Raw genomic sequence first — 14,560 nt, forward strand, 5'->3', positions numbered from 1 at the left:
TCGGCCCCGCACCTCACGTGCCCGCCCCAGGACCCGGCCGCCGGCCTCGGCCTCAGAGCTTCTGCACGGGCGCGTAGCGCAGCAGCAGCCGCTTGACGCCCTGCGAGCCGAAGTCGATCGAGGCCACCGACTTGTCGGCCACGCCCTCGACCGCCACCACGGAGCCGAGGCCGAAGGAGTCGTGCTGCACCCGGTCGCCCGGCTCCAGCGACGGCACCTCGCGCGCCGGCCGCGACTTGGCGGCGGCGTCGGCGCGCAGCGCGGCGGAGGAGAAGTTGCGGCGACCGGCCGCGGTCGGCGAGCCCAGGCCGCCGCCGTAGGAGCCGCCCAGGTCGGGTCGCGACCACTGGGTCTGCGCGGCCTCGGTGCGGCGCCAGTCGACGAGGTCGACCGGCATCTCGTCGAGGAAGCGCGACGCCGGGTTGTGCGACGGCGCGCCCCAGGCCGAGCGGACCACGGCGCGGGAGAGGTAGAGGCGCTCGCGGGCGCGGGTGACGCCGACGTAGGCCAGGCGTCGCTCCTCCTCCAGCTCCGGCTGGTCGCCGAGGGCCCGCGAGTGCGGGAAGACGCCGTCCTCGAGCCCGGTGAGGAACACCACCGGGAACTCCAGCCCCTTCGCCGTGTGGAGGGTCATCAGGGTCACCACGCCGGTGTCGTCGGGGTCGTCGGGGTCGGTGTCGGGGATCTGGTCGGAGTCGGCCACGAGCGCGACGCGCTCCAGGAAGTCGCGCAGACCGGGCGCGACCTGCCCTGCGTCGACGTCGGCGGGGTCGGCCGAGGGGCCCGCCACGGGGTCGTCGCTGAACTCGCGCGCCACTGCGACGAGCTCGGCGAGGTTCTCCGCGCGCGTGGCGTCCTGCGGGTCGTCGGAGTCCTCCAGGGCGGCGACGTAGCCCGAGCGGGCCAGCACGGTCTCGAGCACGACGTCGGCGCGCTCGCCGCCGTCGACCATCGACTGCAGCTCCTCGATCATGGCCACGAAGCCGCGGATGCTGCCCAGCGAGCGGGTCGCGAGCCCGGGCGCCTCCTCGGCGCGTCGCAGCGCCTCCCAGAAGGTCGTGCGGTCGCGCTCGGCGAGCGCGTTGACGCACGCCACCGCCCGGTCGCCGATGCCGCGCTTGGGGGTGTTGAGGATCCGGCGCAGCGAGACCTGGTCGTCGGGGTTGGCCAGCAGCCGCAGGTAGGCCAGGGCGTCGCGCACCTCGCGGCGCTCGTAGAACCGCACACCGCCGACCACCTTGTAGGGCTGGCCGGTGCGGATGAACACCTCCTCGAAGACCCGCGACTGGGCGTTGGTGCGGTAGAAGATCGCGACGTCGGAGGCCCGCGCGCCCTGGTCGACGAGGGTGTCGATCTCGGAGGAGACGAAGCGGGCCTCGTCGCGCTCGTCGTCGGCGACGTAGCCCACGATCCGCTCGCCGTCGCCGGCGTCGGACCACAGCCGCTTGGGCTTGCGGCCCTTGTTGTGGCCGATGACGGCGTTGGCGGTGGTGAGGATGGTCTGGGTGGAGCGGTAGTTCTGCTCCAGCAGGATCGAGGTGGCGTCGGGGAAGTCCTCCTCGAAGTCCAGGATGTTGCGGATGTTGGCGCCGCGGAAGGCGTAGATCGACTGGTCGGCGTCGCCGACGACCATCAGCTCGGCCGGCTCGACGCGCTCAGCGGGCTCCACGGTCGAGGTCGGGTCGGCGAGCGAGGCGTCGTCGAGCTGCTCGGCGCACAGCTGGTGGACCAGGGCGTACTGCGCGTGGTTGGTGTCCTGGTACTCGTCGACGAGCACGTGGCGGAAGCGGCGCCGGTAGGTCTCGCGGACCTCCGGGAAGCGCTGGAGGAGGTGCACCGTCGACATGATCAGGTCGTCGAAGTCGAGGGCGTTGGCCTCGCGCAGGCGTCGCTCGTAGAGGGTGTAGGCGGCGGCGTAGGTCTGCTCGAGGTTGTTGGTGGCCAGGGCCGTGGCCGCCTCGGCGTCGCGCAGCTCGTTCTTGTGGTCCGACACCCAGTGCAGCAGGGCGCCGGGCTGGTAGCGCTTGGGGTCGAGCTCGAGGTCGGCGACCACCAGCGACATCAGCCGCTTCTGGTCGGCGGCGTCGTAGATCGAGAAGCTCGACTTCAGGCCGAGCTTGTCGACCTCCTTGCGCAGGATGCGCACGCAGGCGGAGTGGAAGGTCGAGACCCACATGATCCGGGCGCGCTTGCCGACCAGCTCCTCGACGCGCTCCTTCATCTCGGCCGCGGCCTTGTTGGTGAAGGTGATGGCCAGGATCGAGCCGGGGTGCGCACGGCGCTCCTGGATCAGCCAGGCGATGCGGCGGGTGAGCACGCGGGTCTTGCCCGACCCGGCGCCGGCGACGACCAGCAGCGGCGCGCCCTCGTGCACGACGGCCGCGCGCTGGGGCTCGTTGAGCCCTTCGAGCAGCTCCTCGCGCGTGGGGCCGCGCCGGGTGGTGCGGGGCTCCTCGGGAGCGACGGACTCGAGACCAGGGAGGGGGAACGGGATGCTCATGCTGCCCTCCACCCTACGGCCGCGGTCGGCGTGGTCGGGCAGCGCCGACGCCGCGGTCGGCTCAGTAGGAGCCGTGGGCGGGCGACCAGAAGACCGCGACCGCGATGTTGAGCACCGTGAGCCCCAGCAGCGCCGCCCACAGACCCTGGGCGATGCGCTCCTTGCGCAGGTTGGCCATCACCAGGCCCAGGATGACCAGGCCCACCACCAGCTTGACCCCGATCTTGGCGTGGTCGACGTCGGTGTCGCCGGCCTCGAGCACGCCGACCAGCGCGATCCCGGCCAGGACGGCCGTGCCGGCGCCGTCGCGCATCAGCTCGTTGACCCGCTTGTGCGGCTCGCGGGCCTGCGCGAGCAGGCCGCCGAGGAGGGCCGCGAAACCGAGGATGTGCACGAACAGCAGGACCAGCCGCAGGATCTCCATGCCGCGCAGCCTACGGTCGCGGCGCGCGGGGCCGCGGCACAGGGCGCACGACCAGCACGGGGCAGGGCGCGGAGTGCTGGACCCGCTGGGCGGTGCTGCCGAGCAGCACGGTGCGGCTCAGCCCGCGACCGCCCGCGGCGACGACCACGAGGCCGGCTCCCAGCGCCGAGGCGGCCTTGGTGATCTCCTGGGCCGGCGAGCCGCTGCGGATGCTGGTGCGGACCGTGGGGCCCCAGCCGTCGAGCTCCGCCGCCACGACGCGCACGGCGCTCTCGGCGGCCGCCCGGAACGACGAGGACTCCCCCTCGGCCCGCGTGCGGTCGGCGGGGGCCAGGTCGTCGGCGAAGGCCACCGCGGCGAGCGGACGCACCACCGCCAGCACCGTGACGTCGGTGATCCTGGCCGGGTCGGCGAAGGAGCGCAGGTGGCGCGCGGCGTCGAGCGACTGCTGCGAGCCGTCGGTGGCGACGATGACGTGCACGGGGGCCTCCTCGGGCGTCCGGTGGTGCTGGGGGCTGGTGGGGGGCGGGCCTCAGGTGCGGGGCTCGACGGTGGACTCGCCCCGGGCGCGGCCGTGCGGCCGGTCGCGGCGACCGACCAGGCGCTCCACGACGTAGAGCACCAGGCCGACGGCCAGCAGCCCGCCGCACCACAGCAGCGACGTGGGGTCGTCGTACACGACGTAGGCCAGCAGCACCAGGTTGCCGACGATCCCGACGGCGAGCAGCGCGGTGGGGGCGGTGTAGGTGTCGTCGGCCTCGTCGTGGCCGCGCAGCCTGAGCGCGGAGAGGATGACCAGGCCGTAGATGAAGAGGGTGAAGACCACCGTGACGGTGGCCAGCCGCGCCACCACGTCGACGCCGACGCCGGCGCGGTTGAGCAGGGCGCCGACGACCAGCAGGGAGCAGACCACGACGGCCGCGAAGCTCAGCGCGACCCAGGGGCTGCGGCGGCTGGAGTGGATGCGGGCGAAGACGCCCGGCACGACGTCCTCGCGCGCCATGCCGTAGAGGATGCGCGACTGCGTGACCACCGAGACCAGGGTGGTGTTGGTGATCGCGACCATGGCGATCACGGCGAAGACCACGCTGAGCAGCCCCACGGGCAGGGGCAGCACGCCGGCCTCGACCACCTCCAGCAGGGCGGCGTCGGAGGAGGCCAGGTCGGCCACGGGCACGACCAGGGCCGCGGTCACGGCGACCAGCACGTAGATCACGCCGGCGACGACCATGCCGCCGACGAGGGCCCGCGGGAAGGTGCGGGCCGGGTCGATGGTCTCCTCGGCGACGTTGGCGGCGTTCTCGAAGCCCGTCATCGCGAAGAAGGCCAGCGCGACGCCGGCCACGATCGCCAGCACGGGGTCGCCGTCGGCCCGGAACTCGGTGAGCGTGCCGAAGTCGGCGTCGCCCTGCGCGACGTAGACGACACCGATGACCACGACGATGACCAGACCGGCGATCTCGACGACGGTCATCACCATGTTGGCCACGACCGACTCGGTGATGCCGATGTAGTTGACGACCGCCAGCACGAGGATGAAGACCAGCGCCACCAGCAGGCCCGGGGGCAGCTCCCACACCTCGGCGAAGTAGGCGGAGAAGCCGGTGGCCAGCGACCCGGCCGCGGCGAAGGTGGCCGAGAGCATCGAGATCGTGACGAGGAAGGTCAGCGCGGGGCTGCGGAAGGCCTTGTTGACGTAGAGCGCGGCGCCGGCGGCCTGGGGGTACTTCGTCACCAGCTCGGCGTAGGCCAGCCCGGTGATCGTCGCGACCGACACCCCGACGGCGAAGGCGATCCAGAAGGCGCCCCCGACCGCACCCGCGACGGCGCCGATGAGCACGTAGATGCCGGAGCCGAGCACGTCGCCGAGGACGTAGAAGAACAGCAGCCTCCCGGTGATCGACCGGGTGAGGTCCCCGTCGTCGGGGAGCGCGGTCGTGGTGGCTGCGGAGGAGTCGGCCATCGGCCCACCGAAGCCGCCCCCGGAGCCCGGGGTCAAGCCCGCGGCGGCGCTCTCACCCCGCCGGGTGACCCTGGCCCCCGCCCCGGCGGAGCGGCGGCCTCAGGCCGGCACGCGTACGCCGACCGGCGCCAGCCAGGCCTCGCGGGCCGCCACCGCCGCGTCGGGCTGGTCGGTGATCAGCCCGTCGACGCCGAGCTCGAGCAGCAGCTCCACGAAGCCGCCGAGGTCGCCGTGCGCTGCGGGGCGCTCCCCGGCCTCCTCGCCTCGGCGGAAGGGGGCCGGCAGGAAGTGGTTCTCGGCCCGCAGCGTCCACACGTGGACGGTCAGCCACTCGCGGTGGGCGTCGGCCACCAGGGTGGAGGGGCGCATGCCGCGACCGCCGGGCGCCTCGGCGGCCACCAGCGAGTGGTGGGCGCCGACGCCGTCGGCGTAGCGCTCCACCAGGGCCAGGCCCGCGGGGCTGGCCAGGTCGCCGAAGGTGCGCGGGTCGCCGGCCGCGGCGAGGTCGGCGGGGCGTCGGTCGCGCCGGTCGAGCAGCTGCACCAGGGGCACCCGCACCTGGCCGGCCAGCTGCTGGAGGATCGTGGGCTCGAAGGACATCACCGTCACCCGCGAGCGCGGCGTGTCGACGCCGTGGCGCCGCAGCGTGGCGACCAGCGCGGTGTCGAGCGGCAGCCCGCGCGAGGCGGACCAGGCGGCGTCCTTGAGCTCGATCATGACCCCGATCGAGCGGCCCCGGGCGGACGACTCCGCGGCCACCATCTCCAGCACGTCGTCGAGCGTCGCCACCGGGAGCCGGCCGTCGTGGGCGGCGCTGGCCGGGCGCAGCCCGGGCATCCGCTCGACCACCCGCAGCGTGCGCAGCTCCGAGAGCGGGAGGTCCTCGGCGAACCAGCCCGTCACCTCCTCGCCGTCGACCACCCGCGTGCTGCGGCGGTGGGCCAGCCCGGGGCGCGCGGCGATGTCGGTGGTGCGGGCCAGGTCGCTCTCGTGACGCACCACGAGCACGCCGTCGGCGCTCACGACCAGGTCGAGCTCGATGTCGTCGGCGCCCATCGCGATCGCGGCGCGGTAGGCCTCGAGCGTGTGCTCGGGCCAGGTGCCGCTGGCGCCGCGGTGGCCCACGACGGCGGGGGTCACGGCCAGGGTGCGGGGACGACGGACGGGCAGGGACACGGTGGTCACGACCTCGACGGTGCGTGGCACCTCCGTCCGCGCGGTGACCCCGAGGTGAACGACGCGTGAGGGGCGGTGGGCAGGATGGGGCCGTGGACCTCTCCCCCGTCGGCACCCTGTCGCCCTCGCCCGCCCTCGACCACCCCGACCTGCTCGCCGCGCCGGTGGCCCGCGCCCTGGCCTCGCTGCCGGGCGCGGAGCGTGTCGGCGTGGTCGCCATCGACCCCGACCTGGCCGACACCGCGGCCCTGAGCGAGGCCCACCAGGTGCCGCTGGAGGCCAGCGCCAACTGCGTCCTGGTGGCCGGGCGCCGCGACGGGGAGGAGCGGGTCGCCGCCTGCGTGGTGCGCGCCGACACCCGCGCCGACGTCAACGGCCTGGTCAAACGCACCCTCGACGTGCGCAAGGCGTCGTTCCTGCCCATGGAGCGCGCGGTGGCCGAGTCGGGCATGGAGCACGGCGGGATCACGCCGATCGGCCTGCCGGCCGGCTGGCGGCTGCTGGTCGACGCGCGGGTGCTGGACGTCGAGGTGGCCGTCGTCGGCTCCGGCGTGCGCCGCTCCAAGGTGCTGCTGCCGGGTCGCCTGCTGGCCGACCTGCCCGGGGCCGAGGTGGTGGAGGGCCTGGCCGGCTGACGGGCTAGAAGCCGGTGACCTTGATGCTGGAGTGGATCTTGTAGCGCCGGTTGATCGAGATCAGCACGGCGGTGAGCGGCTCGACCTGGCGGGCCAGGCGCAGCTTGCCGGCGTCGATGCCGGGCCGCCCGGTGACGCTGGCGCACAGCGCCATGACGGTCTCCTTGGCCTCCTTGACGTCGCCGACCACCAGGACGTCCTCGTGGGCCAGCACGTCGTCGTCGCCCCACAGCGAGACCGCCGAGACGTTGTGGAAGGCGCCCACCACGGTGGCCGAGTCCCCCACGATGCGCTGGGCCGACTCCGCGGCCGACCCCTCGCCGCCGTCGATGACCAGGCCGTGCGCGCCGCGCTTGTCGAAGGCCAGCGGGTTCACGCAGGAGATCACCGTCGTCCCGGCCAGCGGGAGGGTGGCGACCAGCTCGTCGTGGCCGTCCCACGGCACGGCGAGCAGCACGAGGTCGGCGCCCGCGCAGGCGTCGGCGTTGGTGGCGCCCGTGACCGTCCCGGCGCCCTCGACGCCGACGAGCCGGTCGGCCACCTCGGCGGCGACCGCCTCGGCCTTGTCGGCGGCGCGCGAGCCCAGCACGACGTCGTGGCCGCCGCGGGCGAAGCGGTAGCCGAGCCCCTTGCCCTGCGGCCCCGTGCCGCCGACCACGGCGATGCGGTGCCGGACCGGGTCGACGCCGTCGGTGGCGTGGTCGGTGGCGGTCTCGGACGTGGCGGCGGGCTGGCTGGTCACGCGAGCGAGTGTGCCAGTGGGAGCGAGGACGCCGTACTCGTCATCAGGTTTTGGTACCGTCGGCCCCTCAACCGCGCAGGAGCTCAGGGGTGGCGAGTCGATACCGCAGCGATGTCCAGGGCCTGCGCGCCGTCGCCGTGCTCGTCGTCATCGCTGCGCACGCCGGTGTCCCGTTCCTGCCCGGCGGCTTCGTCGGGGTCGACGTCTTCTTCGTCGTCTCCGGCTTCCTGATCTCGGGGCTGCTCTTCCGCGAGATGCGCCGGGGCGAGAAGGTCTCGCTGACCGCCTTCTGGTCGCGCCGGGCCCGGCGGATCCTGCCCGCCGCCACGCTGGTCACGGCGCTCACCGTGCTGGCCTCGGTGGCGTGGATGAGCCTCATCGACGCGCGCGAGGTCGTGGTCGACGCCGTCTGGGCCACCCTCTTCGCCGCCAACGTCCGCTTCGCCGACCAGGGTGACTACTTCTTCGCCCAGGACGGTCCCCCGTCGCCGATGCAGCACTACTGGTCCCTGGCGGTCGAGGAGCAGTTCTACGTCGTGTGGCCGGTGCTGCTGGTGCTCTGCGCCCTCGCGGTGCGCGTGGTCACCCGCTCCCCCGAGCGCCGGCTGCCCGAGCGCACCCTCGCCGGCGTGCTGGTCGCGCTGACCGCGGCCAGCTTCGCCTGGTCGGTGGCGGGCACGGCCGGTGACTCCGGCAGCGCCTACTACTCCACCCTCGGGCGGGCCTGGGAGCTCGGCGCCGGCGCGCTGGCCGCGCTCGCCGCGCCGCGCCTGCGCAAGCGGATGCCGGCCCTGGCGGTGCCGCTGCTCGGTGCCGGCGGCCTGCTCGCGGTGGGGCTGGCCTGCGTCCTCTACTCCTCGGCCACGGCCTTCCCGGGGTGGGCCGCGCTCCTGCCGGTGCTCGGCACGGTGGCGCTGCTGCTCGCCGGCATCCGGCCCGGCCCCCGCCACGACCCGGTCCGGGCCCTGCTGACCTGGCGCCCGGTGCGAGTCCTGGGCGACTGGTCCTACTCCCTCTACCTGTGGCACTGGCCGGCGCTGATCCTCGCCGAGGAGTGGGCGCTGCGCCCCCTGACCGGCGCGGAGCGCGCGCTGGTGCTGCTGGTGGTGCTGAGCCTGGCCGCGCTGACCTTCCGCTTCGTCGAGACGCCCTTCCGGCAGGGACTGCCCCCGCGGCTGCTCGTGGCCCCCCGTCCGCTGCTGCTCTACCCGCTGAGCCTGGCCGTGGTCGCCGCGTCCTGCGTCGGCGGGTGGCAGTGGATCGAGGCCCGCACGGGCCAGGGCGACGTGCCCGCGATCGCGGTGGCCGACCCCGCGGGCGCCGACAGCACCGTTGCCCTCGTGCGGGCCTCGGTCAACGCCGCGCGCGACCGGATGGCGGTGCCCAGCGAGCTCGACCCCAACCTGCTGACCCTGCGTGACAGCGTGGCCGACGTCGGCGCGTGCGACTACGAGGAGGACGTGCAGGAGCTCTGCCTGCGCGGCGACCCCGACGGGGAGCGCACCGTGGTGGTCACCGGCGACTCCCACGCCCGTGCCTGGATCCCGGCCGTGGAGCGGATCGCGGTGGAGAACGGCTGGAGGGCCTACTACCTGGTCAAGCCGCAGTGCCCGGCCGCCCACGTGCCGGTGGCGCCGCTCAACGAGCGCCGGGTCTTCACCGAGTGCACCGGCTTCCAGGACTGGGTGGTCGACCAGGTCGAGGCCCTGCAGCCCGACCTCACGATCGTCTCCTCCTCGCCCCCGGTCAACGGGGTGTGGATCGACGGCGAGCTCGCCGCCACGATCGAGCGGGTCGCCCCGGTGCTGGAGGAGGGCTACGACGAGCTCTTCGACGAGCTGCACGCCGCCTCCGAGCGGGTGCTGCTGATCAAGGACGTGCCCAAGTCGGGCATCGACCCCGGCGAGTGCCTCACCACCGGCACCCCCAGCCTCGGCGACTGCATGTTCCAGCCCGTCGAGCGCGCCGAGATCCTCGGCGACGTCGCGGTGAAGTCGGCCCTCCTGGCCGACGCCGAGGTCGTCGACCCGACCCCGTGGCTGTGCTACCAGGGCGAGTGCCCGGTGGTCATCGGCGGCACGCTGTCCTACCGCGACACCGACCACCTGACCACGGAGTACTCCGAGCTGCTGGCCGGCTCCCTGGGCCGCGCCACCGGCATGACCGACTGAGCGCCGACGCACCGATGGTGACAGCACCGCTGTCACGGTAGGGTCGCGAGCGTCGCCGCCGGGACCGGCCCGGCCCCAGGCCCAGGAGACCCATGAAGCTGTCGATGCCCCTCGTCTACTCCGGCAACCCGCGCGAGGCCGCCGACCAGGTCGTCGCGCTCGAGAAGGCCGGTCTCGACATGGTCTGGGTCGCGGAGCCCTACGGCTTCGACGCCCCCACGCTGATGGGCTACCTCGCCGCCAAGACCGAGACCATCGAGATCGGCGCCGGCATCCTCAACGTCTACTCCCGCACCCCGGGGGCGATGCTGCAGACCGCGGCGGGCCTCGACAACGTCTCCGGCGGCCGCGCGGTCATCGGCCTGGGCGCCTCGGGACCCCAGGTCATCGAGGGCTTCCACGGCCTGCCCTACGACAAGCCGCTCGGCCGCACCCGCGAGATGATCGAGATCCTGCGCCTGGGGCTGCGCCGCGAGCCCCTCGTGCACGAGGGCAAGGTCTTCACGCTGCCCCTGCCCGCCGACCAGGGCCTCGGGCTCGGCAAGCCGCTCAAGCTGCTGACGCGCCCCGAGCGCCCGGTCGTGCCGCTGTGGGTGGCAGCGCTCGGCCACGCCAACGTGCGGATGACCGCCGAGATCGCCGACGGCTGGCTCCCCTTCCTCTTCCACCCCGAGAAGGCCCAGGAGGTCTGGGGCGAGCCGCTGGCGCAGGGGCGGGCCAAGCGCTCCGCCGACCTGGCGCCCCTCGAGGTCAGCGCCGGCGGCCTGGTGGCGATCGGCGAGGACGTCGAGGGGATGCTCGACCTCATGCGCCCCACCTACGCGCTCTACGTCGGCGGCATGGGCGCCAAGGGCAAGAACTTCTACAACGAGCTGGCGCGCCAGTACGGCTACGAGCAGGAGGCCGAGCAGATCCAGGAGCTCTACCTCCAGGGCAAGAAGAAGGAGGCCGAGGCGCTGGTGCCGCTGGAGTGGCTGCGCGCGGGCAACCTGGTCGGCCCCGAGTCCTACGTCAAGGAGCGCATCGCCGCCTTCCGCGAGGCCGGCGTCACCAACCTCTCGGTCACCCCCGCCTCCGCCGACCCGGCCGCCACGATCGCCCAGGTCAAGGAGTGGGTGTCCTGAGCGGGTGTCCTGAGCGCCGGGCCCGCAGGGGGCGCGGGATAGCCTCTCGGTGATGGCTGAGCGCACCGCCCCGAGACCCGACCCCGACCCGACCCCCCAGCAGGTACGCCGCGCCCTCGCGCGCGCCGAGCGCGGGGCGGCGCTCGACGTCGAGGAGGCGTCGGTGCTGCTGGCCGCCACCGGCGCCGACCTCGACCGGCTCTGCGCGGCCGCCGCCACCGTGCGCGACGCCGGGCTGCTCGCCGCGGGGCGCCCGGGCGTGGTCACCTACTCGCCCAAGGTCTTCATCCCGGTCACCACGATGTGCCGCGACCGGTGCCACTACTGCACCTTCGTGGAGAGCCCGGGCCACCTCCAGCGCGAGGGCCGACCGCTCTACCTCTCCCCCGACGAGATCCTCGACCTGGCCCGCCGCGGCGCCGAGCTGGGCTGCCTCGAGGCGCTCTTCACCCTCGGCGACCGCCCCGAGGAGCGCTGGCCCGAGGCGCGGCAGTGGCTCGACGAGCAGGGCTACGACTCGACCCTGGCCTACGTGCGCGCGATGGCCGTGCGGGTGCTGGAGGAGACCGGGCTGCTGCCCCACCTCAACCCCGGGGTGATGAGCTGGGAGGAGATGAACCGGCTCAAGCCGGTCAGCCCCTCGATGGGCATGATGCTCGAGACCACCTCGCGACGGCTCTTCGAGACCCGCGGGCTGGCCCACTTCGGCTCCCCCGACAAGGACCCCGCCGTGCGGATGCGGGTGCTCGAGGACGCCGGTCGTCTCTCCATCCCCTTCACCACCGGGCTGCTCGTCGGCATCGGCGAGACCCTGCGCGAGCGCGCCGAGACGGTGTTCGCGCTGCGCGGGGTGGCCAAGGCCTACGGCCACGTGCAGGAGGTGATCGTGCAGAACTTCCGCGCCAAGCCCGACACCGCCATGCGTCACCGCGACGACCTGGGCCTGGAGGAGTACCGCGCCGCGATCGCGGTGACCCGCCTGGTGATGGGCCCCCGCATGCGGGTGCAGGCCCCGCCGAACCTGGTCGACGCCTCCGAGGGCTCCGCGGAGTGCCGCGCCCTGCTCGACGCCGGCGTCGACGACTGGGGCGGGGTCAGCCCGCTCACCCCCGACCACGTCAACCCCGAGCGCCCGTGGCCGACCCTCGAGCGGCTGCGCGCCCACACCGCGGCGGCCGGCCTCGAGCTGGCGCCCCGGCTCACCGTGCACCCCGAGCACGTCCGGGCCGGTCTCGGCGGCGGCAGCCCGTGGCTCGACCCGCGGGTCAGCGCCCACGTCGCGGCGCTCGCGGTGCCCGACGGGCCCGCGGCCGGTCTGGCGCGGGTCGGCGTACGACCGGAGGGGCGGGTGTGGCAGGAGCCCGACGGCGGGGCGGCCTCGCTCACCACCAGCACCGGGCGCACCGACCTGCACGCCAGCATCGACACCGAGGGCCGCAGCGAGGACCGCCGCTCCGACTTCGCCGGGGTCTACGGCGACTGGGACTCGGTGCGCGACGCGGCCGGGTCGACCTCGCTGATCGACGGTGCCCCCGCGGTGCTGCACGCCGAGGGGTCCGCCGCGCTGCGGGCCGCGGAGGCCGACCCCGGCGGGCTGTCCGACGAGCACGCGCTCACCCTCATGACCGCCGAGGGCCCGCTGCTGGATCAGGTCTGCCGGCTGGCCGACGACCTGCGCCGCGAGGTCGTGGGCGACACCGTCACCTACGTCGTCAACCGCAACATCAACTTCACCAACGTCTGCTACGTCGGCTGCCGCTTCTGCGCCTTCGCCCAGCGGCGCACCGACGCCGACGCCTACTCGCTGTCCCTCGACGAGGTCGCCGACCGGGCCGCGGAGGCCTGGGACCTCGGCGCGACCGAGGTCTGCATGCAGGGCGGCATCGACCCCGAGCTGCCCGCGTCGGCCTACGTCGAGCTGGTGGGGGCCGTGCGGCGTCGCGTGCCGCAGATGCACGTGCACGCCTTCTCCCCCATGGAGGTGCTCAACGGCACCGCCCGCACGGGCCTGTCGACCGAGGACTTCCTCATCAAGGCCCGCGAGGCCGGCCTGGGGTCGCTGCCGGGCACGGCCGCGGAGATCCTCGACGACGACGTGCGCTGGGTGCTCACCAAGGGCAAGCTGCCCGCCTCGACCTGGATCGACATCGTCTCCACCGCCCACCGCGTGGGCGTGCCGACGACCTCGACGATGATGTACGGCCACGTCGACAACCCGCGCCACTGGGTCAACCACCTGCGCGTGCTGAGCCGGGTGCAGGACACCGCGCGCGAGCACGGCGCCGCGGAGTTCACCGAGTTCGTGCCGCTGCCCTTCGTGCACACCTCCGCGCCGATCTACCTCGCCGGCGTCGCCCGCCCCGGCCCCACGCTGCGCGACAACCTCGCCGTGCACGCGATGGCGCGGATCCTGCTGCACGGGCGCATCGACAACATCCAGACCTCCTGGGTCAAGCTCGGCGTCGAGGGCACCCGCGCGATGCTGCGCGCGGGCGCCAACGACCTGGGCGGGACCCTGATGGAGGAGACGATCTCGCGCATGGCCGGCTCCGAGCACGGCTCGGCCAAGACGGTCGCCGAGCTGGTGGAGATCGGCGCGGGCATCGACCGGCCCGTGACCGAGCGCACGACCCTGTACGCCGCCCGCTGACCCCGCCCGCGGGGCCGGCCGCGGACCGGGCACGATGACCCATGCGCGTTTCGTGGACCAACGCCCTCATCGCCGGCGGGTCGGCCCTGCTCGGGGCCCTCGCCCTCATCGTGCTGACCCACGTGGTCGCGCGCCTGGTGCAGCGACGCTGGCCGCCCGGGGAGCGGCTCTTCCGCCAGGCCCGGGTCCCCTACCGGGTGCTCGTGCTGGTCATCGCGCTCAACGGCTGGGTGGCCGGCGTGCGGCGTCGCGGTGACGACGAGGTGTGGTGGCACGCCGCGGTCCTGGCGGGGCGGACCCTGTGGATCATCGCCGCGGCCTGGCTGGTCACCGTGGTGCTGCTCTTCCTCCAGGACCTGGGCCTGGGCCGCGCCCGCACCGACGTGCGCGACAACCGGGCCGCGCGCCGCGTCCGCACCCAGGTGCTCATCCTGCGCCGTCTCACCGTGGCCCTCATGGTGGTGGTCGCCCTCGGCGCGATCCTGCTCAGCTTTCCGGGGGTGCGCACCATCGGCGCGAGCGTCCTGGCCTCCGCCGGCCTCATCTCGGTGGTCGCCGCGCTGGCCGCGCAGTCCACGCTGGCCAACGTCTTCGCCGGCATCCAGCTGGCCTTCAGCGACGCCATCCGCATCGACGACGTCGTGATCGTGGAGGAGGAGTGGGGCTGGATCGAGGAGATCACCCTCAGCTACGTCGTCGTCCGGCTCTGGGACGACCGTCGCATGGTGCTGCCCTCGACGTACTTCACCACCACCCCCTTCCAGAACTGGACGCGCCGCAACTCCGAGCTGCTGGGCGCCGTGGAGCTCGACCTCGACTGGCGCGTCGACACCGCCCGGATGCGCGAGGCCCTGCCGGGGGTCATGGCCTCGGCCGGCGAGCTGTGGGACGGGCGCGTCTCGCTGCTGCAGGTCACCGACGCCGTCGCCGGCTTCGTGCGGGTGCGGGTGCTGGTCACCGCCGTCGACGCCGGCACGCTCTTCGACCTGCGCTGCCACGTGCGCGAGCAGCTGGTGGCCTGGCTGCGCGACCACGACCCGGCCGGCCTGCCCCGCACGCGCCTCGAGGTCGAGCGGGACTGAGCCGGGCGCGGGCGGCCGGGTGCGGACGCGCCGACGGGCGGGACCCCGGAAGGGTCCCGCCCGTCGGCGGTGGTGCGGGTGGGGCGGGGCCGG

General features: G+C 74.2%; 11 protein-coding genes. 5 read left to right on the forward strand and 6 right to left on the reverse strand.

What is annotated here, in order from left to right; all coding sequences use genetic code 11:
• Positions 1-52: 52 nt before the first annotated feature.
• The 5 genes from pcrA to M3673_RS11925 all read right to left on the reverse strand — a co-directional run bounded on the left by pcrA (position 53) and on the right by M3673_RS11925 (position 6,072).
• Positions 53-2,500 (reverse strand): DNA helicase PcrA, encoded by a 2,448-nt coding sequence (gene pcrA, locus M3673_RS11905; protein ID WP_193661294.1) that lies wholly within the window; start codon positions 2,498-2,500, stop codon positions 53-55.
• 61 nt (positions 2,501-2,561) lie between these two features.
• The gene (locus M3673_RS11910; protein WP_193661295.1) at positions 2,562-2,924 is read right to left on the reverse strand and encodes a hypothetical protein; all 363 of its coding nucleotides are present in this window, start codon (positions 2,922-2,924) and stop codon (positions 2,562-2,564) included.
• Between the two features lie 10 nt (positions 2,925-2,934).
• The gene (locus M3673_RS11915) at positions 2,935-3,405 is read right to left on the reverse strand and encodes a universal stress protein (protein WP_056903672.1); all 471 of its coding nucleotides are present in this window, start codon (positions 3,403-3,405) and stop codon (positions 2,935-2,937) included.
• A 51-nt stretch (positions 3,406-3,456) separates the two neighbouring features.
• Positions 3,457-4,887, reverse strand: coding sequence for an APC family permease (locus M3673_RS11920; protein WP_056863836.1), 1,431 nt, complete (start codon positions 4,885-4,887; stop codon positions 3,457-3,459).
• Between the two features lie 99 nt (positions 4,888-4,986).
• Positions 4,987-6,072 carry a glycerophosphodiester phosphodiesterase family protein gene (locus tag M3673_RS11925; RefSeq protein WP_162242270.1) on the reverse strand — a complete coding sequence of 362 codons (1,086 nt, stop codon included), beginning with the start codon at positions 6,070-6,072 and terminating at the stop codon, positions 4,987-4,989.
• Positions 6,073-6,155: 83 nt separating this feature from the next.
• On the opposite strand from M3673_RS11925, the gene M3673_RS11930 reads away from it, so the two are divergent.
• Entirely contained in the window at positions 6,156-6,698 is a 543-nt protein-coding gene (locus M3673_RS11930) for a YbaK/EbsC family protein (RefSeq protein WP_056863834.1), read from the forward strand.
• Between the two features lie 4 nt (positions 6,699-6,702).
• Here M3673_RS11930 and npdG read toward each other — a convergent pair whose 3' ends face one another.
• Positions 6,703-7,440: an NADPH-dependent F420 reductase gene (gene npdG / locus M3673_RS11935; RefSeq protein WP_251533866.1), complete on the reverse strand. Its 738-nt coding sequence runs from the start codon at positions 7,438-7,440 to the stop codon at positions 6,703-6,705.
• A gap of 89 nt (positions 7,441-7,529) precedes the next feature.
• On the opposite strand from npdG, the gene M3673_RS11940 reads away from it, so the two are divergent.
• The 4 genes from M3673_RS11940 to M3673_RS11955 all read left to right on the forward strand — a co-directional run bounded on the left by M3673_RS11940 (position 7,530) and on the right by M3673_RS11955 (position 14,467).
• A complete protein-coding gene (locus M3673_RS11940) occupies positions 7,530-9,611 on the forward strand; it encodes an acyltransferase family protein (RefSeq protein ID WP_251533868.1) in 2,082 nt (693 codons plus the stop codon).
• Between the two features lie 92 nt (positions 9,612-9,703).
• Positions 9,704-10,735 (forward strand): LLM class F420-dependent oxidoreductase, encoded by a 1,032-nt coding sequence (locus tag M3673_RS11945; RefSeq protein WP_193661297.1) that lies wholly within the window; start codon positions 9,704-9,706, stop codon positions 10,733-10,735.
• A 52-nt stretch (positions 10,736-10,787) separates the two neighbouring features.
• Positions 10,788-13,385, forward strand: coding sequence for a bifunctional FO biosynthesis protein CofGH (locus tag M3673_RS11950; protein ID WP_251533875.1), 2,598 nt, complete (start codon positions 10,788-10,790; stop codon positions 13,383-13,385).
• A 41-nt stretch (positions 13,386-13,426) separates the two neighbouring features.
• Positions 13,427-14,467 (forward strand): mechanosensitive ion channel family protein, encoded by a 1,041-nt coding sequence (locus M3673_RS11955; RefSeq protein ID WP_056863831.1) that lies wholly within the window; start codon positions 13,427-13,429, stop codon positions 14,465-14,467.
• Positions 14,468-14,560 lie beyond the last annotated feature (93 nt).

This window comes from Nocardioides sp. P86 (genome assembly GCF_023712465.1).
Taxonomy (GTDB): domain Bacteria; phylum Actinomycetota; class Actinomycetes; order Propionibacteriales; family Nocardioidaceae; genus Nocardioides; species Nocardioides kribbensis.

Coding starts and splice junctions, on each gene's coding strand:
- pcrA (WP_193661294.1), bottom strand. CDS start 2,500: ATGAGCATCCCGTTCCCCCTCCCTGGTCTCGAGTCCGTCGCTCCCGAG.
- M3673_RS11910 (WP_193661295.1), bottom strand. CDS start 2,924: ATGGAGATCCTGCGGCTGGTCCTGCTGTTCGTGCACATCCTCGGTTTC.
- M3673_RS11920 (WP_056863836.1), bottom strand. CDS start 4,887: ATGGCCGACTCCTCCGCAGCCACCACGACCGCGCTCCCCGACGACGGG.
- M3673_RS11945 (WP_193661297.1), top strand. CDS start 9,704: ATGAAGCTGTCGATGCCCCTCGTCTACTCCGGCAACCCGCGCGAGGCC.
- M3673_RS11950 (WP_251533875.1), top strand. CDS start 10,788: ATGGCTGAGCGCACCGCCCCGAGACCCGACCCCGACCCGACCCCCCAG.
- M3673_RS11955 (WP_056863831.1), top strand. CDS start 13,427: ATGCGCGTTTCGTGGACCAACGCCCTCATCGCCGGCGGGTCGGCCCTG.